The organism is Ideonella alba, from assembly GCF_018069845.1.
In the GTDB taxonomy this organism is placed as follows: Bacteria; Pseudomonadota; Gammaproteobacteria; order Burkholderiales; family Burkholderiaceae_C; genus Ideonella; species Ideonella alba.
The window spans coordinates 403,576-425,819 of the sequence record NZ_JAGQDD010000001.1; the positions used below are offsets into that span (position 1 = coordinate 403,576).

The following is a 22,244-nucleotide window of genomic DNA, read 5'->3' on the forward strand; positions in this document are numbered from 1 at the left end:
GAGCCTAGCCATGCTTGAACTCAGCTAGAGTCTTGGCTGCCTGATAGTTGTTGTACCAATAGGACGTCATCGCCCCGCTAAGAAGCTGTGCCAATACCGCAGCTTCGCCCCCAATCGCCGGCATGAGAACTAGCAGTAAGCCAACTGACAGAAGTCCAGATGAAAACACAGAGAGCTTGAATGGATTCCTATTGCAAGAATTAACGAAGCTTGCCGAGACTGAGGCGCAGTTGTTAAGTATGAAATCAATGCAGAGTAGGGCCAGGACCCACCAATGGACCTCGTATGCTTTTCCGGCGAGAATGGCCGGAGAATAGACAAGTACAATGGAGGCTATAATCCCGAGTGCGGCGGAGGATACGAGGCTCTTCCTCATAATCCGTCGATACAGTTCTTTAACTTCAACATGACGTGCTTCGGCATAAAGTGTTGCCAAACGTGCGCGTTCTGAATTAACCAGAACCGCAACCGCATTGGCGAGCGCGGCAAAGATCTTTATGACGAAGAAAACTGGCGCCAACTCCGCGGCGCCAACATTCACTGCTAGTAGCGGTGCAAAGGCAAATTTTGTAAGCGCTGCGCCTAAACTTACGGAGAAAAAGTCAAGTGATGCGCTAAGTAGACTTCGAAAGGAAAGGCTTGGCCTGCCGCTTAATACAAGGCTGCTCTTCCTCCATACGGCAATTCCCACGAGTGCGGCAATATTTACAAGTGCCGCTAGCCCTGTCGAGAGGCACATCAGGGCGGGGTCGCCGAAAATCATGGCGGCCAACAGGATAAATAATGTTTGAATGAAGTGGGAAAAAATTGCCGAAGATCGCTCAAGGTGTAACAGGCCGCTACCTTCAAGTAGGGACCTAATAGGAATAGCTATCAAATTTAGCAGTGCTGTGGGAAGATATAGTAACCATAAGTGGGACAAGCTGTATTGCGTTGAGGCATTTGTTGAGCTTTGATTTTTTGTAAAGTAGTACCAGATGATCGCGCCTATAAAAGTCGCGGCAGTCAGAGACAGACTTAAAAATTTAAGCACCGTCTTGGAGTGAGTTCCTCTGAGCCTTGGGTCTGCCCCCCCTGCCTTTGAATACGCGACCTCGCGCATCAGGGTATAACCAAGTCCCAACTCAGCTAACATCACAAAGGAGGTTGTTGCCTGCAATGTAAACCACATTCCGGCTACGTCGGGCGTCAAATATCTAGCAGCAACCACTAGCAAGAGCAAGCCGCTCGCGCCGGTGGTTGCTATATATAGCCACGAAGCTAAAGCGCGTTTATTGGGGACTTGCATGTGAATTCTGAATGATCCCCTTTGCCGCTGCCGCAAACCTGTGAAGTGAATGTCGTTGTTCAAGCACTGCCTGAAACCGGCCAGGCTGGTATTCGTCTGATTTTGATAGAAAACTGGAAATGCTGCTTGGTTCGTGCTCTACACCAATCTCCGGCAGACTCTTGAGGTACTTCGCGATACTTGAATAGCTTGGGGCGAGAACGTAAATATCTCGTGCTGCGGCGAGATAATCCAAGAACTTTGATGGGAAGGATGTCGATACCATTGAGGCAGACTCCGCGTCAAATGAACAGGGCATCAGCGCTGCCCTGGACTTGGCGATCTCCTCCAGCATTCGAATACGCTCAGGTATTGGTTCGCAAATTACCCAATCCGGTAAGGGGCCAAGTTGGCGTTCTGCAATATCTCTGGTAACGGTTAATCGAAGCTTGGTCGGGCAAGTTCTATTGATGTTGTACTTTAAAAGTTCATTGACTATTGTGGCAAGACTTGACTTATATAGGAAGTTAAGAGCGCCAATATAAATTAATTGATCCGCGCGAGTTCTTTGTTGAGAGATTTTTTCTCGCTCAGGCTCACTGATGATGTAAGGCAAGGGTAGTGCGGTTGTTTCGAACCCGTGTCTTGATTTCAGAAGGGCTGCCAGTTCTTGGGTTATAGAAAACCCTTTTATGCTGCGTCTTTCGACGCCAAGACTATCCAATAGTGAATTGCTTTCACTGCGTCGATTGGAAGTGGATGCTTTGGGGTGATCAATTTCATCCACGAAGTAGCATAAAAGCGTCGCTGACTGACGCTTGGCGAACTCGTTTGCCCGAATCAGTGACTGGGTGTTTGCGCCGATCACCCCTATGATATATTTCGCTGCTCCATTTGGACTGGCCGCTTTTTCAGCCATCGCCATGGCGAGAGAGAAAATTTTAAGGGCCAATGTAGGATGCTTGCTTTCAAGGCGGGCGGCAACTTTTGCAGCGAAATTGTTGGCTACGGTTACCTTTGCCCTCACCTCCGGTAGTATTCGGTGCGATCGGACAAATCCATCCCTTGGGAAAATGTAGACTTTGTCGATGATTGAGCCTAAACTGAGAACAACAGGTACTAGGGCTCTTTGTAGTCCATAGGTGACATATTGCTCGGCCAGGGGCGCTGACTCGCAGTAGACGCCGACAATGGGTTCATTTTTCTCTTGCACCTTAGGTCTCTCGTGCTGACAGTCTATTGCCTCAATGTCTGCTACTGGCTGTCGGTGGGCTTATTCGTGATGATCAAAGGCCTGAAATCCTGCCAGCTTAATCAAGCTATCTTTCTTGGCGGTTAGGTAATCTGCTGCGACCATTTCTCTGACCAGTTCGGGTAGCGTAGTCTTTGGAGTCCAACCTAATTTTTCCATTGCCTTGGTTGGGTCGCCAAGAAGGGTCTCAACTTCGGTCGGGCGATAATAGCGGGGATCAACTCGAACAATGACATCGCCAGGCTTGCAGCGTGCTTTGACTTCACCTGCTACCTGATGAATTGAACTTACTGTTCCGATTTCTTGTTCACCTTTTCCGGTAAATTCCAGTGTGATGCCGAGCTCGCTTGCTGCAAATTCGACGAATTGGCGCACGCTATACTGAATTTCGGTGGCGATAACAAAATCCTCGGCTTGGGATTGTTGAAGCATCAGCCATTGCATTTCGATGTAATCGCGGGCATGTCCCCAATCTCGAAGGGCACTCATGTTTCCAAGGTGCAGACAGTCTTGTAAACCCAAGGCGATACGGCTTATGGCCCGGGTGATTTTTCTAGTCACGAACGTCTCGCCACGAAGTGGGCTTTCGTGATTAAACAGAACACCGTTGCAAGCGTATATTCCGTAGGCCTCTCGATAATTGACGGTGATCCAGTAGGCATACATCTTGGCTACAGCGTACGGGCTTCGGGGATAAAAGGGTGTAGTTTCCTTTTGGGGAATTTCTTGTACCAAGCCGTAGAGTTCGCTAGTGCTGGCTTGGTAAAAACGTGTCTTCTTTTCCAAGCCGCAGATGCGAATGGCCTCAAGCAGGCGGAGTGCCCCAATGCCGTCGGCGTTTGCCGTGTATTCTGGTTCCTCGAAGCTCACTGCCACGTGGCTCTGAGCAGCAAGGTTGTAGATCTCGTCGGGCTGTACCTGCTTGACAATGCGCACCAAACTTGTCGAGTCCGTCAGGTCACCATAGTGCAAAATGAACTTTCGACCAGTCTCGTGGGGATCTTGATATAGATGGTCGATGCGATCAGTATTAAACAAGCTGCTGCGACGCTTGATACCGTGTACAACGTAGCCCTTGTTCAATAGGAACTCTGCGAGATAAGCGCCATCTTGACCGGTTACTCCGGTGATGAGAGCGACCTTTGTGTTTGATGCTGCAGCAGGTGACATTTGTAGTTTCGAGTTAGGGTATGAAACAGGTGATAACTAGGCTGTCGCTCGGTACTTTCTTGAGCTGTCTGTCTCAAGGCCTAGCACGCTCAACACGCCTTGAGGTCCGTCGCACTGCTTGTACGCGTGGCTCCATAGTGTGCCGGGCACTGCAATGGGTTCCTGGCTTTCAACTTCCAAGCTCCCAATGCCAAGCAGGTATCGTGCCGACCATCGCGCAGGCGGACAGCGAAGCTGCGATGGGTTCGTAGCGGGTCCCTTGAGTCTGCCTTCGAACGAACTTGGCCGCGATTTTAGCGGGCTTTGCTGCGATGCACCAGTTTGAGTCGGTCTCGTAAGCTCCCCCGTCAAGTAGACAATCCAGAAGTAGAGACTTCCTGGTTGAACACCTTGGTTTGAACACCACCGGCGGCACCTTGCCGAGGGAGTCGCGCGACCGGTACTCGTTGTAGTCAATCAGCCAGTCGTCGGCAGCGGCCTGCACTTCGCTGACGGCATTGAACAGTCAGGCATCGAGCACCTCCTGGCGGAGGCTGCGGTTGAAGCGTTCGATGAAGGCGTTCTGGTTGGGCGTGCCGGGCTGGATGAACAGCAGCTTCACCTTGTTCCTCTCTGCCCATCCGACAAACGCCTCGGCGGTCAATTCCGGGCCGTTGTCCAGGCGGATCGCCTCGGGCTGGCCGAACATCTCCACCAGTTGATGCAACACCCGCACCACGCGCGATGACGGGATCGAGGTGCCACATTCGATGCGCAGCGCCTCGCGATTGCCCTCGTCGATGACGTTCAAGGTTCGGAACGGCCTGCCGTCGTAGAGCGTGTCGCGCATGAAGTCCAAGGCCCAGACGCGGTTCAGCTCCGAGCTGGCCAGATGCGGTTGGCGCTCGCGTGTCAACACTCGGCGCCGGACCTTGCGCTTGAGGTTCAGCCGCATCGCGCAGTACACGCGGTACACCCGTTTGTGGTTCCAGCCGTGCCCGTCCTTGCGCAGCCGGTCAAAGCACTTCCAGAAGCCCCAACGCGGGCGCTTCTCCAGCACGCCGTTGATGGCGTGGATGACTGGCGCATCCTTGGCGGCCTGGTCTGTCGTGGGCTTGTAGAGCGCCGACCGCGGTAAGCCCACGGCTTGGCAGGCGCGCACACGGGACAGATGGTGTTCCTCGACCATGATCTGCACCGCGGCACGCCTGGCGATCGGCGTCACATTTTCGCGACAGCACGTCCTTGATCGCAGCGTTCTCCAGCGCCAGGTCGGCGTACATGCGTTTGAGCCGGGCGTTCTCCGCCTCGAGCTCCTTGACGCGCTTGAGCTCGTTGACGGACATCCCTGCGAACTTGCTCTTCCACTGGTAGTACGTCGCCGAACTGATGCCGTGCTTGCGGCACACCTCCGCCACGGCCAGCCCCGTCTCGCCCTCGTTCAGGATCGCCAGAATCTGGCTCTCTGTGAATCTCGACATCCTCATCGCTCTTCCTCGAAGATGCGGAAGTCTCTGATTTCAGGTTGTCTACTCAGTGGGGGAGCTTGCGAGTACGCCACTCAATCCTCATGGTCCATCCGGCTAAATTGGCGCCAAACCGCGAGACATGCGACGTCAAGAAGGAAAACGGCCCCATGATGGGGCCGTTGCTAGCCTAAGGCGGGCTGCTGAAGGCCACCGTGGTGCTTACTCACTGGTGCGGTCGTTGCCAATGACCTGGAAACGCAGCTCAGCCTTGTTGGCCCCTTCAATGCCCACACACTTGCCCAGCGTGTCGAAGCTGGTGCAATCGGTGCCGAAGCCATTGCCAGGGTTGCGCCACAGCGCCGCCATGCCGTTGCCGATGTTCATGGTTTGCCAGTACCACTGACCTTCGGTGTCGGACATGACCGGCACCACAGACATCCAGTAGCGCCCGGGCTTCTTGGCACCGCCGGTGAGGCGCACATTGCTGGGCAGCGTGATGCGCAGGGACGGGCCGGTCACTTCGATGGCAGTGGCCGTTTGGGTGCTGATCAGCGTCTTCTTTTTGTCGTAGAACGACACCACGACAGCACTGGGCACGGTGGCCTCGTTGGTCAGGATGCCGCGGGCCAGCACCTTGCTGACCTGCCACACGCCGCCAACCGGCACAAGGAAGTCGTCAGCGGCTTCGCTGTCGTAGGAGGAGTCGCCAACAAATTGCTGCGAGATGGCGCCGTCAGCGTTGCCGTCGCCGTACTGGTCCCACAAGACCTTGTCGGGGTCAACCGCGAAGGACTTGGCGGCCTTTTCGGCCTTGGTGAGCTTGGAAGCCTGAAGGCCGGCCTTGGCGGCGGTCGCGGCCGGCGCGGCCAGCGCGGCCGAGCTCATCAGGGCGGTAGCGGCCAGAGCCAGCAAAGTGCGTGCGGTAAGACGAGTCATGAATCCCCCAGAAGCTTGTGGTCAAGAAGGTGGCAAAAGCCTAAGCAAGTGCCAGGCCAGTGTAAGCGACGATGCCCATTCCTGTTACACCCTGTGTTGAACTGACAAGACAGCCAACTTAGGGGGGGGTGGGCGAGCGCCACATCCTGGGCTCACTACATGCTAGAGCTTCTATGATGGCAGCATGATGAACGCCGTGCGTCATCCGTTTGGTGGAGATCCTGCCACTTCACGTTTACGCAACCAGATGCTACATTGCACCCCACTGGCGGTGTAGCACCACCTGGACTCTTCTTGTCTTGAGGGAATGAACATGAACGCAAAGCAATTGATTGCCGGCCTGGCGGCCGTGTTGGCTCTGGGCCTGGGCTCGGCTTCGCACGCTGCTGTCACGGTCAAGGCTGCACAGCCTGCCCAAGCTACCAAGGTGGCGTCCGCTGACTCGCTGCTGGGCGGCAAGGATCCTGAAGAGCGCTGCGAGCGCAAGGAAACGTACAAGAAGTATGTGCGTTGCCTGTGCCGCAAGGGCGTTGATCTGCCCAACTGCCCGCCCAGCAAGAGCTGATCTGGGCTGACGGCTGTTGAGTTCGGCTGAAGTTCAAGCCGGCCGTCGCCGTACATCCCGTTCTCGTGGCCGCCCGGTGCGTAGCAGCGCACCCGGTGGCCATTTGTTCTGGGTGTTGGCGGCGCTGCTGCTGATTTTGCCCCTGTTGCTGGGCGGCAACCGCGGCTGGGCCACCGGTCTGGCTGCGCTGGCCTGCTGGGTGGCGCTGGCCGGTTGGGCGCTGCTGGTGTTGCGTGCACCTGCTGCTGCCGCGGGCCATTTGGGCGCGTCGGCGGCTTTATCTGGTGCGCGCGCACCGTTGCTGTGCTTGCTGGGCCTGGGGGGGCTGGTGGGGCTGCAACTGCTGGCCGCTGAAGGGCTGCTGCCCGCAGCCTGGGCCACAGAAGACCCCTACGCCACACAAGACTATTTGCTGCGCACATTGCTGTACACCGGCGCGTTTGCGGCGGTGCTGCTGGGCGTCACCACAGAGCAGCGTCTGCGCTGGCTGCTGCTGTCGCTGGTGGGGGCGGGCTTGGTCCAGGCCTTTGTGGGGGCGGCCTTGCTGTCCGGCGGGCAGGATTTTTCGCTCTTCCACACACCGTTTGAGTGGTACGGCCGGGCCACCGGCACGTTCCCCAACGCCGACCACCTGGCCGGCTTCATGGAGCTGTGTCTGGCCGCCGGTCTGGGCCTGATGGTGGCCCAGTTTGGCGATGACGGTCAGCGCCAGCCGGATGGATGGCGAGGCAAGACGTTGGCCCTGGCGCAGTTCGCCATGTCGCCCAAGATGCTGCTGCGCCTGCTGCTGATTGTGCTGGTGATTGCACTGGTGCTCACCCGCTCACGCATGGGCAACGCGGCGTTCTTCATCACCTTGCTGCTGGTGGGGCTGCTGGTGGCGCTGCGTTCGACCAAGCTGCGCCGGCCTGCGCTGTGGCTGGTGGCCAGCATGGTGGTGGTCGATATCTTCATCATCGGCCAGTTGGTGGGTCTGGAAAAGGTGGTCACGCGCCTGCAGGGCACCGACATGGCCTTGCCGGAACTGGCAGCCTCTGGCGTGGTGGCGCCGCCAGACGATGTCTCTGACAGTGAACGTTTCCGGGAAGAGTCGCTCAGCTCGCGCCTCACACCGGTGCTGGCCGCCCTGCAGCTGGTGCCGCAGCGCCCTGTGCTGGGCTGGGGAGGCGGCAGCTTTGAGGCGGTGTTTCCCAAGGTTCGCACGCCCGATGTCATCCCCTACCAGTTCAACTACGCCCACAGCGATTACGCGCAGCAGGCCGTAGAAGTGGGACTGCTGGGTCTGGCGCTGTGGCTGGGCGTGGGCCTGTTGGCGGGGTGGCGAGCCTGGCTTTTGCTGGATGACCAGCAGCCCCGGCTGCACCGGGGCGTGGCGGTGTCCACCTTCATGGCGCTGGGCTGCCTGGGGCTGCACAGCGTGGTGGATTTCAACCTGCAGATTCCGGCCAATGCGCTCACCATGACCGTGCTGCTGGCGCTGCCTTTTACGCTGAAGCTGCAACGGCGCAGTCGAGGTGCAGCGCGCGTGCGGGCAGAAGAGCTCCATGCCCGGCCATGGCGTGTTCAGGCGGTGTCCGCCGCGGTGCTGCTGGTGGCGGCGGGGGTGCTGTGGTGGGGCGGGCGCCTGTTGGTGGCCGACTGGCTGGCCGCACCCACCTGGGACGTGCTGACACGCCACGCCGACAACCGAGGCAAGCTGCGCCCCGTGCCAGCTGAAGACCTGGAGCGCGCGCTGCAGCGGGTGGAGCAATCGTTGGCGCTGGTACCCGATGCACCGCAGCCACACCTGCGGGCCGGGCACTTTCTGCTGGTGTTGGCGGCCCGCCAGCCCGCTGAAGGCGCCACCGCTGAACAGCGGGCGGCCCGCCCGGCGCAGGTGCTGCAATGGCGCCAGCGCGCGTTGGCGCACTTCCAGCAGGCAGCACGCCTGCGCCCGCAGGACCCACGTCCCTGGCTGGGTGTGGCCCAGTCGCAGTTCTACCTGGGCCAGGCCCCGCTGGCCTGGGACACCTGGCGGAAGGCGCTGAGCCTGGGGCCGAACGAGCGTGCAGTGTTGCAATTGGCCCTGGACCAGGCCCTGCCAACCTGGCACCAGGCGCCCGCCGATGTTCAGCAGTGGCTGATGCGCCGCTTTGAGCTGGGCGACGCCGAATTGCGCAAGGAAATCAATGACGAAGCGGCCGAGTTCGGCCTGAGCTTTGTTGACGAATAGGCGCGGCCCGTGCCCTGGGCACAGGCCCAGGTGATGTCAGGCACCGCGCGTCAGGCGGCGCGCGGCCAGGTGGCTGCCGCCGCCGACAGGCCGCACAGGCGTGCCGGGGCATCCAGCGTCAGACGGCGGGCGGTGGCCTCGCCGTATTCCTGAACCAGCCATTCGCGCGCCGCGCCCATGCGGGGCGCGCGGCCGCGCAGGTTGTGCGCATCACTGGCCACAACGGTCACCAGGCCCTGGTCCAACAGGTCCCAGGCGGCGTCTTGTGCGCGGCTGCCAAAGTCGCCCAGCAGGGAGCCGGCGGTCAGCTGGAACTGGCAGCCAGCGTCCACCAGCGGCTGCAGGCGGTCGGGCTGTTCCATCACGCCGCGGTTGCGTTCGGGGTGGGCAATCAAGGGCACGATGCCCTGGCGGCTCAGCGTGGCGCACAGGCGGTCGGTGCCCAGGGGCACCTGGCCGTCGGGCATTTCCAGCAACATCACGCGGGGGGCCTGGCCACGGTGCGCGGCCTCGCCGCCCAGGAACGGCAGCTCGTCCCGGGCCAGCCACTCCAGCACCTCGGGGCCCAGGCGCACTTCACCCGCGTAGCTCAATTGCAGCGGCACGCCGTGCTGGGCCAGCACCTGAACAAAGGCGGCGTGCGCGCGGGCAATGCCGCCTCTTTTGTTCTCGTACCGGCCCGGAAACACATGCGGCGTAGCCACTACGTGCTGCACGCCGTCGGCCACCAGCGCGCGGGCCAGGGCCAGGGCGTCGTCCAGGGTGGCGGGGCCGTCGTCAATGCCGGGCAGCAGATGGCAGTGCAGGTCAATCACGGTGCAGGGCGGGTACGGCAGGAAGGGTCAGAACAGGCTTTCGCGAACGTAGATCACGTCGCCGTCGCGCAGCGGGGTGGCCATGTCGGGCTGCAATTGCTCGATCTTGCCGTCAGCACCGCGGCGGTGCACCCGGATGCCCTTTTCAGTGCCGCGCTGGGTCAGGCCGCCGCCAGCGGCCAGGCCCTGCAGCAGGGTCATGCCACGCTCCAGGCGCAACTGGCCGGGGCGCTGCACCTCGCCATAGATGTAAAACAGCGGGGCGCGCTCCACCCACAACACGTCGTTGCCCAGCAGCACCAGGTCACCGGGGCGGTCAGAGGTTTCAAACACCGAGGGCAGGTCCACTTCGGTGCGGAACGGCTTGCCGGCGCGGGTACCGACCACCACGATCCGGTCAGCCCCCTGCTGAGGCAGCACGCCCCCGGCCTGGGCCAGCACCTCGCTCATGCGGGTGCCGCCTTGTTCCAGCGGGTAGCGGCCGGGGCGGGCCACCTGACCCAGCACGCTCACCTGGCTGCCCCGGGCCTGCATGAGCACCACGGTGACTTGCGGGTTCTTGATGTATTCGCCGCGCTTCAGGCCTTCAGCAATGAACTGCTCGGCTTCGCTGACAGTCAGGCTGCCCAGGCGGATGGCGCCCAGCAGCGGATAGCTGGCCATGCCGGCGTCGCTCAGGCGCAGCTCCAGGCTCAGGTCAGGGCTTTGGTACACCTGCACGCGGATGGTGTCGCCCGGGCCCAGGCGGTACTCGGGTGCGGTGGCAGGGGCCAGCGCAGCCACGGGGGCCGAGGTGGGCTGGGCCCACACTGCCGCCGGAGCCAGCAAAACAAGGGACAGCAGCAAAGAAAGCAGACGAGACATGGATAGGCAAGGCCGGTGAAGGGTCAGAGCGTACGACGAACCGATGGCCTCAGCGCAGCCAGGCCTGCACTGAACAGCCGTACGACGTGCTGGAATACGGAAAAGACAGCCCCGCCACAACGCCGCTGGTGCTGCGCTGCTCGCGAGCGGCGCGGCAGCTGAACTGCAGATTGCGCAGGGCCTGGTAGGTGGCAGTGAGCTGAAGGGTTTGGGTGCGGTCAGAGCCAGCACTGTTGCTGGTGCCGCCTTGCAGACTGGCGCTCAGGCTGCGCTGCGAGCGGCTGGCCGCGGCGTCCACCGCGATCTTACCTGTGGCCTGCCAGCGCACGCCCAGGTCCAGAGTGGTGCGCACCCGGGCATCGCTGTAGCTGGTGATGGTGTCAGTGCTACTGGAGTTGCTGTCTCGGGCGCCGGTGTCGCTGTCGCGCGCCAGGCGGCTGAACAGCCGCGTTTTGCCGCTGAGCTGCCAGGCCCACTGCACCGAGCCCGACCACTGTGATCCGTCACTCACGGTGGCCAGCGAGTGGCTTTCCACGCCGCGCACCAGCCGCGCCTCGAGTTGGCTGGCGCCGCTGGGCTCCCAGGTCAGGCGCAGCTCAACGTCATTGCGTGAGAAGTCATCGCCAGCACCCAGGTTGGGGTATTCACCCTGGGTGTGGCGCAGCAGCGCGGTCAGGCCCAGCTCGGGGGTGGACTGGTAGCGTACACCCAGGTCCATGCTGTTGCGCGATAGGTTCTGCGAGCGAAAGGCGGCGTCAGACTCACGCCGCTGGAACGCGTCCAGCCCCCCCACCAGCGTCCAGGTGGTGACCACGCCCTTGCTGAGCCGCAGGTTGGCCTGGGTTTGCCGCTCCAGATTGCCCTGGGCCAGCACGGTGCCGTTGTCCAGGGTGCGATTGGCCAGGTTGCGGGCATTGCGCAGGTTCAGCTCGCCAAACACCAGATTGCCGGGCTCAAAGCTCAGGCCCACAGTCACCTCATGGCTGAGGTTGTCCAGCTCGCGCTGGTTCTGGAAGCGGTTGTGCTCGAGCAGTGCATTCACGCGCAGCCGCTCGCGGCCGATGCCCTGGTCCAGCTGCCCTCGCAAGCCTGCCGAAAAAATGGTGTCAGACACCGCGCTGCCCGTGGGCGCGCGCAGCACATTGCTGTCATGCGTGATGTCCAGCTCGCCGGCAATGCCCCAGGGGTTGCCTTCGGCCAGCGCGGCGGTGGCGGACAGCAGCGGCAGCGCCAGCACGGCGCGGCGCACGGCGGTGAGGAGAAGATCAGTAGGCGCCACGGTCGAAGAACATGAGTTTGGCGGTGCGGGCGATGATCAGCAGGTCCAGGCCCAATGACCAGTTACGCAGATATTCCAGGTCGTATTCCACCCGGGCGGCCATTTTGTCCAGCGTGTCGGTCTCGCCGCGCAGGCCGTTCACCTGGGCCCAGCCGGTGATGCCCGGCTTCACCTTGTGACGCGCCATGTAGGCCTTGACCAGCTGGCGGTACTGCTCGTTGTGGGCCACGGCGTGCGGGCGCGGTCCCACAATGCTCATGCGGCCCTGCAACACGTTGATGAACTGCGGCAGCTCGTCCAGCGATGTCTTGCGGATGAAGGCCCCGAAGCGCGTGATGCGCGGGTCTCCGCGGGTGGCTTGCTGCACCACCGGCCCGTTGTCCTGGGTGACCATGGACCGGAACTTGTAGACGTTGATGTCCTCGCCGTCCAGGCCGGTGCGGCGCTGCTTGAAGATGATGGGCCCGGGCGAGCTGAGCTTCACGCCAATGGCCACCGCCAGCAGGATGGGTGAGATCAGCACCAGGATGATCGCGGCCAGCACGATGTCGCTGATGCGCTTGATCAGGCCGTTCACGCCGGTGAACGGCGTGACGATCAGGCCCACCACCGGCACGCCGCCCATGTCGGTCAGGCGGCCCTGGATGATGTTCACGGCAAACACATCGGGCACGTAGTGCAGCGACGCGGTGGTGTTTTGCAGCGACTCCATCAGGTCCAGGATGCGCGGCTGCGAGCTCATGGGCAGCGTGATGAACACGTCCTTGATGCCGTGCTCGTCAATGTAGGCGGGCAGGTCGGCCAGCCGGCCCAGCAGCGTGGCGCCGGGGGGCAGCTCGGTGCGCTCGGGCGTGCGGTCGTCAAAATAGCCCATCAGGTCGTGGCCGAACGAGCGCCGCGCCTGCAGCATGGCCGACACCCGCTGCCCGCTGTGGTTGGCTCCCACCACCACCGCCGGCCGCCGCGAGCTGGGCAATGACGCGTGGTGGCGCAGCCAGCTGGTGCCCACCACGGTGAGCAGCAGTTGCATCACGGGCGTGAGCACCATCCAGGTGGCCAGCATCCGCGCCGGAAACTGCTGCAGCGTGTTGGTGGCGTAGCCCAGCAGCAGCAGCACCAGCAGCACGCCCAGCCACGACAGCAGGGTGTTGATCACCACGCCCACGCCGGTCTGCCCAAAGCGGTTGGCGCCCGGGAACATCAGCACCAGCAGCAGCACCATCAGCGCGGTGGAGATGCCGCTGAACGGCTGGCGGTACAACGAATGGCAGAACGCCAGCGTGACGCACGCCACCACCGGCTCCATGATGGCCGCCACCGCCGTGGGCACGGACGGCGGCGAACTCAGGAAACGCTTGCGGGCGCTGTGGTCTTCAAACATTGGCGGTGCCGCAGGTGGTCAGGCTCTGGTGGCCTGCAACCTATCGGCGCACTCCCTTGGTAACAACAGTCGGATTGTAAATAGCGTGCTACGAAGGGGTGATCATCAGTTCACGAATGCAAGGCCTCTGTGTGCGGCGGTGTCCACGGAACTGATGAGTGCGCCCACTTGACACGGTCCAGGGGGTCATGCGGTGGCAGCCGCAAGCGCCATGCCCGGGTGAACACCCGGGCCTGCCAAGTGTGCGCAAGCGCACGCCAGCGGCGCCCCTGAGCACAACGGCGGATTGACCCCACCTGTAAGACCATGTAACTTGCGCCGCCATGGGCACCTTGGCAGTCGTCAGTCGCAAAGGGGGCAGCGGCAAGAGCACGCTGGCCACCAACCTGGCCGTGTACCTGGCGCGCAGCACCGGGTCGGTCACGCTGGGCGACCTGGACCACCAGCAATCGATGCGGGTGTGGCTGGCGCGCCGGCCCTCAGCGGCGCCGCCAATCGTGGGCTGGGTGGGCGATTCCGTGGGCCTGGCGCGGCCAGCGCTGGGCACGCAGCACCTGGTGCTGGACACGCCCGGCGGCCTGCACGGCCTGGGCCTGGCCCGGGTGGTGATGGCGGCCGACGCCATCTTGCTGCCGGTGGGCGGCTCGGTGTTTGACCGCGAGTCCGCCTCGGACTGCTGGAACGAGCTGCGCAGCCACCCTCGCATCATGAAAGGCCAGTGCCGGGTGGCCGCCGTGGGCATGCGGGTGGATTCACGCACGCATGTAGAGCGCATCACCGCCGAGTGGGCGGCCAGCGTGAACATCCCCTACATCACCTCGCTGCGCATGGCGCAGATCTACGTGCGCGCGGTGGAAAACGGCATCAGCCTCTTTGACATGCCCGACAACGTGGGTGCCAATGACCGCGAGCAATGGCAGCCGCTGCTCAACTGGGCCAACCCGGTGTTCTTTCCGCAGCCCAAGGAAGATCCGCTGACCCCCAGTCTGCGCCTGGCGGCGAAGGTGGTGCCGTTGCGGCCCAAGCAGCCACCGGCAGATACCCAGCCCTCCCAACTCCTCGATCTGACCACTCCCCCCATGCCGAGCAAGCCTGGCCGGTTGTCACGCCTGTTGCCGGGGTGGCTGATGGCGCGGCGCTGAATCGGCCTGTCTCTTGTACTGAACTCGGCGGCTCAAGAGTGACCCGCTGAAGCAGGCAGGTCCGTCAGATCAGAGCGAACGGGACCTGTTGGGTGCTGATGGGTGCGTTGCCGAACAGGGGTACGCCCTGCGTCTTCTGGATGCCGTGCCGAACGACCACGCGGTCCACCGGCAGCGTTGTGCCATCCCCAAAGTGAGCAAGGCCTGAACGACCATCCGCCAGGTGAACGTCGAGCAGTTCTTTGCCGGGCAAGAAGTGCGGATGGCTCTGGCGGTCCGGATGTCGCTGCAGGAGTCGCACCACCAGCAGGGCCAACAGGCGGTTGAGCGCGTAGCACGGGCCAAGCTGCGGGTGCTTCATGGACCAGGTCACATGGGGCCGACGGATGAGTGCCAGCGCCTGTTGCAGGCGAGTCGCATCCTGGTCCCACTGTCTGGCCACCGCATCGGCCACTTGTTCAAAGGCCTGGTTCCAACTGTGCAGCAGCGAGGGATCAATCGTGCCAGGTGCGCTCCAGGCCAGCAGGCGTCGATGAGCATCTTCCACGGCGGCCAGTTCGCGGGACTCAGGCAACTGCTCCAGGAGGCTGGGCAGGTCCAAGGCTTCGAACAGCGCCCGGCCGAAGAGGCCGGTCGCGGCGCGCTGCAGGTCCTGCATGGCGCCGTCTCCGCCACCTGAAACCAATATCTTGGCCTTGGCAGGCCACAGGCTCATGTCGTCGGCAGACCAGAACGGCCTTCCGCGAAAGTGGCCCGCTTTCACGTCCTCGTCGCCGAAGCCCACACAGGACAGTGCAGCACCGAACAGGAGCGGGGCCCCGGAACGTCGCAGCCATTGAACGTTGGACACAGGCGTCGATGCGGTACCGCTGAGGTCTTGCACGTCCGAGGCCTCAACCCGATGGCCCATATGGAGGTGAATTTGGCCCAACGCGGGTGTGCTGCGACTCGCTACCCTCGATGCCTGCACGGCGCGATTGAACTCCACGCCCCACGCCACAGCCAGTTTGGCCGCCGTGTCTGCAGCAAACCGGAGTGGCAGAGGCCGGCCGAATCCGGCAGGGAAGCCCGCCTGGTCCCAATGTCGGTGGGGCCAGTCGTATTCAACCGGATCAATCAGGCGGGTACTGACACCGCGCTGGGGCCCCAGCAGGCGCCCGCGAGCCTCGGCCAGGTGCACCTCGACATTCAGTTCACTGGCCCGCTTGGCGGCGCACAAACCCGCTGCGCCACCACCGATCACGAGCAGACCGCCCCCGATATCGGAACGGATGCGGCGGGTGGCATGCAGTCGCTCCACCATGGCGGTGGCGCGCAACATCTGGTCGCGCAGGCTGCCGGTGCGCAGCGCGCTGAGTTCGTACAAGCCCGCCGAGTGGCGGTGCATGGCAAGGATGGGGTCGGCCATAGGTCGAGCGGGCAGGCGCACCTGGGCGGTTCCCGCGCAGCGGCGGGAAGCCCGGCGAACGCCGGAACCTCAGAGCTTGTGGCGGGCCAGAAACTGGTTGACCCAGTGTTCGGCGGCGGCCCGACTGACGTCGGCCTCCAGCGCGAAGGCGACACCCTGGTGGCCGAGCTCGCTGGCGTCCAACCCGCTGCGCTTGAATTCGGTCGGGGTCATCAGGAGCAGCAGCTGAAAACCAGGGTCGGCACGCAGCGCTGGAAGACTCTCTTCCAGCAGTTCCCTGGCCTGGTCAGCACCCACCGCGGCGATACGCAGGCCGTCAAAGTCCCAGCGCGGCGGCGGTTCGCGGTCGCGGCCAGGTGGCTGAGGTGAGACGTTGGAGGTCACACTGAAAGCACGGATGGGGGTGGTCGTGGGCTGACGTCGCGCCTGACCCCATTCAATGAGAAAGGGCTCAGTCGACTGAGCATGTGGCATTGTTCGCTCCCTTGTCTTCGGTGGGGGCGCTGCGGACTTGAGGCGCCCACCCGATCCATTGATGTAACCGGTGATATTCAGCAACCGTCCCATCATGGTCAATAGGGGGGGATGACATAGAAGACAGGCGAAAGCGTTACCGTTGCCCTCGGGCAACGCGATTTCGCCAAATGTGCCCTTCGGTCAGCGCCCCGCCGGCAGCGCCTGCGCCAGCCCCGGCGTGTACGCCGCCCCATGCTTGACCTGCGCGGTCGAGGCCTTGAGCGTGTCGCCGATGGGCTCGGCCCGGCCGCCCAGGCAGCGGGCGAGGAAGTTCTCGGTCACGGCGTTGAAGGCGATGCTGTTGACCGGTCGGGCAAAGCCGTGGCCTTCGTCGGGGAACAGCACGTAGGTGACGGGGATGTTGCGCTCGGCCATGGCCTGCACGATCTGGTCGGACTCGCGCACGTTCACGCGCGGGTCATTCGCGCCCTGGCCGATCAGCAGCGGGCGCACGATCCGATCAGCGTAGGTGAGCGGGCTGCGCTCCTTGAGCAGCGCCTTGCCGGCCTCGGTGGTGGGGTCGCCCATGCGGCGGTAGAGCTGCTGGCGGAAGCTCTCCCAGTAGGGCGGGATCGACTCGAGCAGCGTGAACAGGTTGGACGGGCCGACGATGTCCACGCCGCAGGCAAAGGCGGTGGGCGTGACGGTCAGGCCGGCCAGCGTGGCGTAGCCGCCGTAGCTGCCGCCCATGATGGCCACCTGCTCGCGGGTGGTGATGCCGTTCTTGACGGCCCAGTCCACGGCGTCCAGCAGGTCGTCGTGCATGCGCCGGCCCCATTGCAGATCACCGGCGCTGACAAAGGCCTTGCCAAAGCCGGTGGAGCCGCGGAAGTTGACCGACAGCACCGCGTAGCCGCGGTTGGCCAGCCACTGGTGGTAGCTGTTGTAGCCGTGGTCGTCGCGCGCCCAGGGGCCGCCGTGGACCAGCAGCACCATCGGCACCGGCTTGGCGGGCCGGCCGCTGCCTTGCGGATCAGCGTCCTTGGGCAGCGACAGGTAGCTCACCATGGTCAGGCCGTCGCGCGCCTTCAGCTCCAGCGCCTGCATGGGCACCAGCGGCGCGCCGTCCAGCTCGGGGCGGCTGACGAACAGCGGCGTCAGGCGGCGCGCCTGGCGGTCAAACAGCACGGTGTAGGACGGCGCGGTCACCGGATCGACCGCCAGCACCCAGCGGTCGTCGGCATTGGTGCGGGCGGTCAGCGTGAAGCTGCCCTTGAGTGCGCCGCGCAGGTAGGCCAGGTCAGCCGCCACGGCCGGATCCTTGGCCACGTACTCCTCGGTGAGGTAGTTGACCTGCCAGGCCAGCACGCGGCCGTCGCGCAGGTCGGTGAGCACGCTGCCGATGTCGGCGCGCGGGTCTTCGGCCACCACGCGGGTGCTGCCCGTGGCCAGGTCCTGCGCCACCAGGGCGGCGGTGTTGCGGCCGCGCGAGTCGGTCCAGTACAGCGTGCGGCCGTCGGGCGTGAAGCCGCGCGGGCCGGTGGTGGTGGAGTCCTCCATCGAGACACTGCTCAGCGCCGTGGCATCGACCTGGTTGTCCTTCACGCGGTGGTAGTCGGTGCCGCCGTCAGGGCGGGATTTTTCGGCCAGGCGCAACACCAACTGCTCGTCGGCATGAAAGCTGGCCCAGCCCTGCTCGTTGCGCAGCACCAGGCTGAGCTGGCCGCTGGCCAGGTCCAGGCTGTAGATGTCGTGCCAGCGCGGATCGCGGTTGTTGATGCCCAGCAGGATGCGGTCCTGGCGCTCGCGGCTGATCTTGACGATCTGCACCCGCGTCTTCTCGAAGGGGGTGAGCAGGCGCGGCTCGCCGCCGGCCACGGGCACGCCGTAGAGCAGGAAGTTCTCGTCGCCGCCCTTGTCGTTGATGAACAGGATGCGCTGCGAATCGGGGGCCCAGAAGTACGAGCGGATGGGGCGGCTTGTCTCGGCCGTGAGGGCGCGGGCCTGCTCGGGCTGGTTGACCGGGGCCACCCAGATGTTGAGCACGCCGTCGCGCGGCGCAATCCAGCTGAGCCAGCGGCCGTCAGGGCTGATGCGGCCGGCCACCTTGCTGGGGTTGCCGAAGAAGCGGGCGCGCTCGATCAGCGGCACCTGGGCCGGGGCCGGGCTGGCGGCCGGCGCGGCGCTCTGCGCCTGGGCGCTGAGGTGGGGCAGGGCGGTGAGCAGGGCGGCCGACGCGGCGAGCGTGGCCGCGCACAGGGCACGGTGCAGCATGGAGGTCCTCCTGAGAGGACCGGGTTGTAGCACGCAGCGCCGCGGCGCCTTCAGCGGAAGGGGAAGAAGACCGGGATGGCGACCAGGGCCACGGCCTGGAAGGTCAGCGCCACCGGCAGGCCGGCGCGCAGGTAGTCGCGCAGCTGGTAGCGGCCCGGGGCCATGACCATCAGGTTGGTCTGGTAGCCGTAGGGGGTGGCAAAGCTGCAGCTGGCGCCGTAGAGCACCGCCATCACAAAGGGCATGGGCGACAGGCCCAGTTGTTCGGCCACGCCCAGCGCGATCGGGAAGGCCAGCGCCGCGGCGGCGTTGTTGGTCATCAGCTCGGTGAGGATCCAGGTGGCCAGCAGCAGCACGGCCAGCGCGGCATAGGGACCGAACTGCTCGGCGCCGCTGAGCAGGCCGCCGGCCAGCAGCTTGGCGGCGCCGGTGCCCAGCATCACCTCGGAGATCACCAGCGATGACGCGATGATCATGATCAGCTCCCAGGGCACATTGCGCCGCAGGTCGGCCACCCTGGCCAGGCCGCTGGCCAGGAACAGCACCAGCAACAGCAGCATGCCCTTGAGGAAGTCCACCAGGCCGAAGGCGGCCAGCGCGATCACCGCCACAAAGCCGATCATCGACAGCCACCCCTTGCGCGGGTCGACAAACTTCTGCACCTCGCGCTTGGAGACGATGACGAAGTTGCGGCCCAGGTTGTTGCGCTTTTCAAAGTCCTGGCCCACCACCAGCACCAACGCGTCGCCCACCTCCAGCCGGGTATTGCCGATGCTGCCGCCCAGGCGCTCGGCGCCGCGGCGCACGGCCACCACGGCGGCGTCGAAGTTCGAGCGGAAATCCACCTCGCGGATGGTGCGCCGCGCCAGCGTGGAGCCGGCCGCCACCACCACCTCCACCAGGTTGGTCAGCGGCAGATCATCATGGTGGCCGTGCGGGCGCAGACCCGGAAACTGGGCCAGCAAGTCGATGCGGGTGACATCGCCGGTGAAGACCAGGATGTCGCCGGCATTGACGAAGCGGTCGGGCTCGACCGGGGCGATCAGGTTGTCGCCGCGCACGATCTCAGTCAGGAACAGGTGGCCCAGGTTGCGCAGGCCGGCCTGCTCGATGGTCTTGCCGACGAGCGGGCAGTCAGGCAGCACCTCGGCCTCGAGGAAGTAGTCGCTGGCCTCGTCCTCGGCCGGTGGCTGTGCCTTGAGCAGGCGCGGGTACAGCAGGATCATCACCGCGCCGCAGGACAGCACGATCAGGATGCCCACCGGGAACAGGTCGAACAGGTGCAGCTCGGGCATGTGCCGGCCGGCCAGCAGGCTGCTGACCAGCAGGTTGGTGCTGGTGCCCACCAGCGTGAGGATGCCGCCCAGCGTGGCGGCATAGCACATGGGAATCAGCAGCCGCGCGGCGCTGTGCTCGCGGTTGCCCTTGAGCGGCCCGATCAGCGAGGCCACCACGGCAGTGTTGTTCAGGAAGGCGCTGTACACGGCAGTGGCGCCGTACAGCTTGACCAGTGCCCAGCGGTAGGGGCCGCGCACCAGCTTCTCGGCCATCAGCTCCAGCATGCGCGACTTGTCCAGCACGATGGACAGCAGCAGCAACACCACCACGGTGATCAGGCCGTTGTTGGTGAACTGCCTGAGCGCGTCCTTCATGGGGATGAAGTCGAGCATCACGAACAGGAACGCTGCACCGGCGAACAGCGTGCCGGGCGCGCGCCGGCCACGCACCAGCTCAACGATCAGCAGCGCCAGCGTGGCGAACACCAGGCCTTGTTGCCAGGTCATGGCATGACTCCGTCAGGCCGGGCGCACCGTGGTGCGCCCGGCAGGGGCAGGATGAGCTGTGTCAGCCGCTCAGTCGATGATGCCGCGCTGGCGCAGCGCCGCGATCACCGCGTCAGCGGCCTGCTCGGCCGACTGGTTCGTGGTGTTCACGCGCATCTCGGGGTTCTCAGGCGGCTCGTAGGGGCTGGAGATGCCGGTGAAGTTGGTGATCTCGCCGCGGCGGGCCTTCTTGTACAGGCCCTTGACGTCGCGGTCCTCGGCCACGTCCAGCGGGGTGTCCACATAGACCTCGACGAACTCGCCCTCGCCCATCAGGCTGCGCGCCATCGCGCGTTCCGAACGGAACGGCGAGATGAACGCGGTCAGCACGATCAGGCCGGCGTCCACCATCAGGTGCGCCACCTCGGAGATGCGGCGGATGTTCTCCACCCGGTCGGCCTCGGTGAAGCCCAGGTCCTTGTTCAGGCCGTGGCGCACGTTGTCGCCGTCGAGCAGGTAGGTGTGGCGACCCATGGCGTGCAGCTTCTTCTCGACCAGGTTGGCGATGGTCGACTTGCCCGCGCCCGACAGGCCGGTGAACCACAGCACCGCGGGCTTCTGGCCCTTGGCGGTGGCGCGTGCGGCCTTGTCCACGTCCACATGCTGCATGTGGATGTTGTGCGAGCGGCGCAGCGCGAAGTGCAGCATGCCCGCGCCGACCGTGTTGTTGGTCAGGCGGTTGATCAGGATGAAGCCGCCGGTGTCGCGGTTGGCGGTGTAGGGGTCGAAGGCGATGGGACGGTCCAGCGCCAGGTTGACCACGCCGATCTCGTTGACCTCGAGCTGCTTGGCCGCGAGGTGCTCCATCGTGTTGACGTTGACCTTGTACTTGGGCTCGGTGACGGTGGCAGTGACCGTCTGCGTGCCCACCTTCAGCAGGTAGGGGCGGCCCGGCAGCATGGGCTCGTCGGTCATCCAGACGATGGTGGCCTCGAACTGGTCGGCCACCTCGGCCGGGCTGTCGGCGGTGGAGATGACGTCGCCGCGCGAGATGTCGATCTCGTCTTCCAGCGTGAGGGTCACGCTCTGGCCGGCCACGGCCATCGGCAGGTCGCCGTTCATGGTGACGATGCGCGCCACCTTGCTTTCGCGGCCCGAGGGCTGGGCACGGATGCGGTCACCCGGCTTGATGACGCCGCCGGTGACCACGCCGCAGAAGCCGCGGAAGTCCAGGTTCGGGCGGTTGACCCACTGCACCGGCAGGCGGAAGGCCTCGCGCTGCTGGCGCGCCTCGTCGATCTCGCAGGTCTCCAGGAAGCCCATCAGCGTGGGGCCGTGGTACCAGGGCGTGTGGGCGCTGGCCTCCAGCATGTTGTCGCCCTTCAGGCCCGACAGAGGGATGCTGGTGATGTCGTTCAGGCCAATCTGCTTGGCGAAGACGCGGTATTCCTCGTTGATGCGGTCGAACACCTCCTGCGAGTAGTCGACCAGGTCCATCTTGTTGATGGCCAGCACCACCTTGCGGATGCCGATCAGGCTGACCAGGTAGCTGTGGCGGCGGGTCTGCGTGAGCACGCCCTTGCGCGCGTCGATCAGGATCACGGCCACGTCGGCGGTGGACGCGCCGGTGATCATGTTGCGCGTGTACTGCTCGTGGCCCGGGGTGTCGGCGACGATGAACTTGCGGCGGTCGGTGCTGAAGAAGCGGTAGGCCACGTCGATCGTGATGCCTTGCTCTCGCTCGGCGGCCAGGCCGTCCACCAGCAGCGCGAAGTCGATGTCGCCGCCCTGGGTGCCCCACTTCTTGGAGTCGTTCTCGATGGCGGCGAGCTGGTCCTCGAAGAGCATCTTCGATTCATAGAGCAGCCGGCCGATGACGGTGGACTTGCCGTCGTCCACCGAGCCGCAGGTGATGAAACGCAGCAGCGATTTCTTCTCGTGCTGCTTGAGGTACTTCTCGATGTCGACCGAGATCATGTCGGAAACGTGTGCCATGGTCTTTCCTGTGTGCG

The 22,244-nt window shown here is 63.9% G+C and carries 16 protein-coding genes and 1 pseudogene; 3 read left to right on the top strand and 14 right to left on the bottom strand.

Translation table 11 applies throughout. From position 1 onward, the window contains the following. Positions 1–4 precede the first annotated feature (4 nt). The 5 genes and pseudogenes from KAK03_RS01700 to KAK03_RS01720 all read right to left on the bottom strand — a co-directional run bounded on the left by KAK03_RS01700 (position 5) and on the right by KAK03_RS01720 (position 6,073). Entirely contained in the window at positions 5–1,288 is a 1,284-nt protein-coding gene (locus KAK03_RS01700) for a polysaccharide biosynthesis protein (RefSeq protein WP_210851440.1), read from the bottom strand. Continuing rightward, on the bottom strand, positions 1,272–2,480 hold the full coding sequence (locus KAK03_RS01705; RefSeq protein WP_210851441.1) for a hypothetical protein: 1,209 nt from the start codon (positions 2,478–2,480) through the stop codon (positions 1,272–1,274). Before KAK03_RS01705 ends, KAK03_RS01700 begins: the two co-directional genes overlap by 17 nt. Before the next feature lie 60 nt (positions 2,481–2,540). After that, entirely contained in the window at positions 2,541–3,689 is a 1,149-nt protein-coding gene (gene gmd, locus KAK03_RS01710; RefSeq protein ID WP_210851442.1) for a GDP-mannose 4,6-dehydratase, read from the bottom strand. Between the two features lie 379 nt (positions 3,690–4,068). After that, positions 4,069–5,155 (bottom strand): annotated as a pseudogene (locus KAK03_RS01715) (IS3 family transposase); the annotation flags it as partial. A gap of 201 nt (positions 5,156–5,356) precedes the next feature. Then, a complete protein-coding gene (locus KAK03_RS01720; RefSeq protein WP_210851443.1) occupies positions 5,357–6,073 on the bottom strand; it encodes a hypothetical protein in 717 nt (238 codons plus the stop codon). 313 nt (positions 6,074–6,386) lie between these two features. On the opposite strand from KAK03_RS01720, the gene KAK03_RS01725 reads away from it, so the two are divergent. Together KAK03_RS01725 and KAK03_RS01730 are read left to right on the top strand one after the other, a co-directional pair. Next, a complete protein-coding gene (locus KAK03_RS01725) occupies positions 6,387–6,638 on the top strand; it encodes a hypothetical protein (RefSeq protein WP_210851444.1) in 252 nt (83 codons plus the stop codon). 112 nt (positions 6,639–6,750) lie between these two features. Next, on the top strand, positions 6,751–8,850 hold the full coding sequence (locus KAK03_RS01730; RefSeq protein WP_310738454.1) for an O-antigen ligase family protein: 2,100 nt from the start codon (positions 6,751–6,753) through the stop codon (positions 8,848–8,850). A gap of 50 nt (positions 8,851–8,900) precedes the next feature. Here the strand turns inward: KAK03_RS01730 and KAK03_RS01735 are convergent, their stop codons facing one another. From KAK03_RS01735 to KAK03_RS01750, 4 genes are read right to left on the bottom strand one after another with little or no spacing between them, the layout of a single operon-like run. Then, positions 8,901–9,665: a tyrosine-protein phosphatase gene (locus KAK03_RS01735; protein ID WP_210851446.1), complete on the bottom strand. Its 765-nt coding sequence runs from the start codon at positions 9,663–9,665 to the stop codon at positions 8,901–8,903. Positions 9,666–9,692: 27 nt separating this feature from the next. Then, positions 9,693–10,529: a polysaccharide export protein EpsE gene (gene epsE, locus KAK03_RS01740; protein ID WP_210851447.1), complete on the bottom strand. Its 837-nt coding sequence runs from the start codon at positions 10,527–10,529 to the stop codon at positions 9,693–9,695. Positions 10,530–10,578: 49 nt separating this feature from the next. Then, complete coding sequence (locus tag KAK03_RS01745) at positions 10,579–11,778, bottom strand: hypothetical protein (RefSeq protein ID WP_210851448.1); 1,200 nt, start codon at positions 11,776–11,778, stop codon at positions 10,579–10,581. A gap of 16 nt (positions 11,779–11,794) precedes the next feature. Further along, positions 11,795–13,189 carry an undecaprenyl-phosphate glucose phosphotransferase gene (locus tag KAK03_RS01750; RefSeq protein WP_210851449.1) on the bottom strand — a complete coding sequence of 465 codons (1,395 nt, stop codon included), beginning with the start codon at positions 13,187–13,189 and terminating at the stop codon, positions 11,795–11,797. A gap of 323 nt (positions 13,190–13,512) precedes the next feature. Between KAK03_RS01750 and KAK03_RS01755 the strand changes: the two genes are divergently transcribed. After that, on the top strand, positions 13,513–14,331 hold the full coding sequence (locus tag KAK03_RS01755) for a nucleotide-binding protein (RefSeq protein ID WP_375140965.1): 819 nt from the start codon (positions 13,513–13,515) through the stop codon (positions 14,329–14,331). 64 nt (positions 14,332–14,395) lie between these two features. Here the strand turns inward: KAK03_RS01755 and KAK03_RS01760 are convergent, their stop codons facing one another. From KAK03_RS01760 to cysN, 5 genes are all read right to left on the bottom strand, one after another. Continuing rightward, positions 14,396–15,739 (bottom strand): NAD(P)-binding protein, encoded by a 1,344-nt coding sequence (locus KAK03_RS01760; RefSeq protein ID WP_210851451.1) that lies wholly within the window; start codon positions 15,737–15,739, stop codon positions 14,396–14,398. 69 nt (positions 15,740–15,808) lie between these two features. Further along, entirely contained in the window at positions 15,809–16,123 is a 315-nt protein-coding gene (locus KAK03_RS01765; RefSeq protein WP_210851452.1) for a hypothetical protein, read from the bottom strand. Between the two features lie 273 nt (positions 16,124–16,396). After that, entirely contained in the window at positions 16,397–18,469 is a 2,073-nt protein-coding gene (locus KAK03_RS01770; RefSeq protein ID WP_210851453.1) for an alpha/beta hydrolase family protein, read from the bottom strand. 50 nt (positions 18,470–18,519) lie between these two features. Continuing rightward, entirely contained in the window at positions 18,520–20,253 is a 1,734-nt protein-coding gene (locus tag KAK03_RS01775; RefSeq protein ID WP_210851454.1) for an SLC13 family permease, read from the bottom strand. A gap of 69 nt (positions 20,254–20,322) precedes the next feature. Next, on the bottom strand, positions 20,323–22,227 hold the full coding sequence (gene cysN / locus KAK03_RS01780; protein ID WP_210851455.1) for a sulfate adenylyltransferase subunit CysN: 1,905 nt from the start codon (positions 22,225–22,227) through the stop codon (positions 20,323–20,325). Positions 22,228–22,244: the final 17 nt, after the last annotated feature.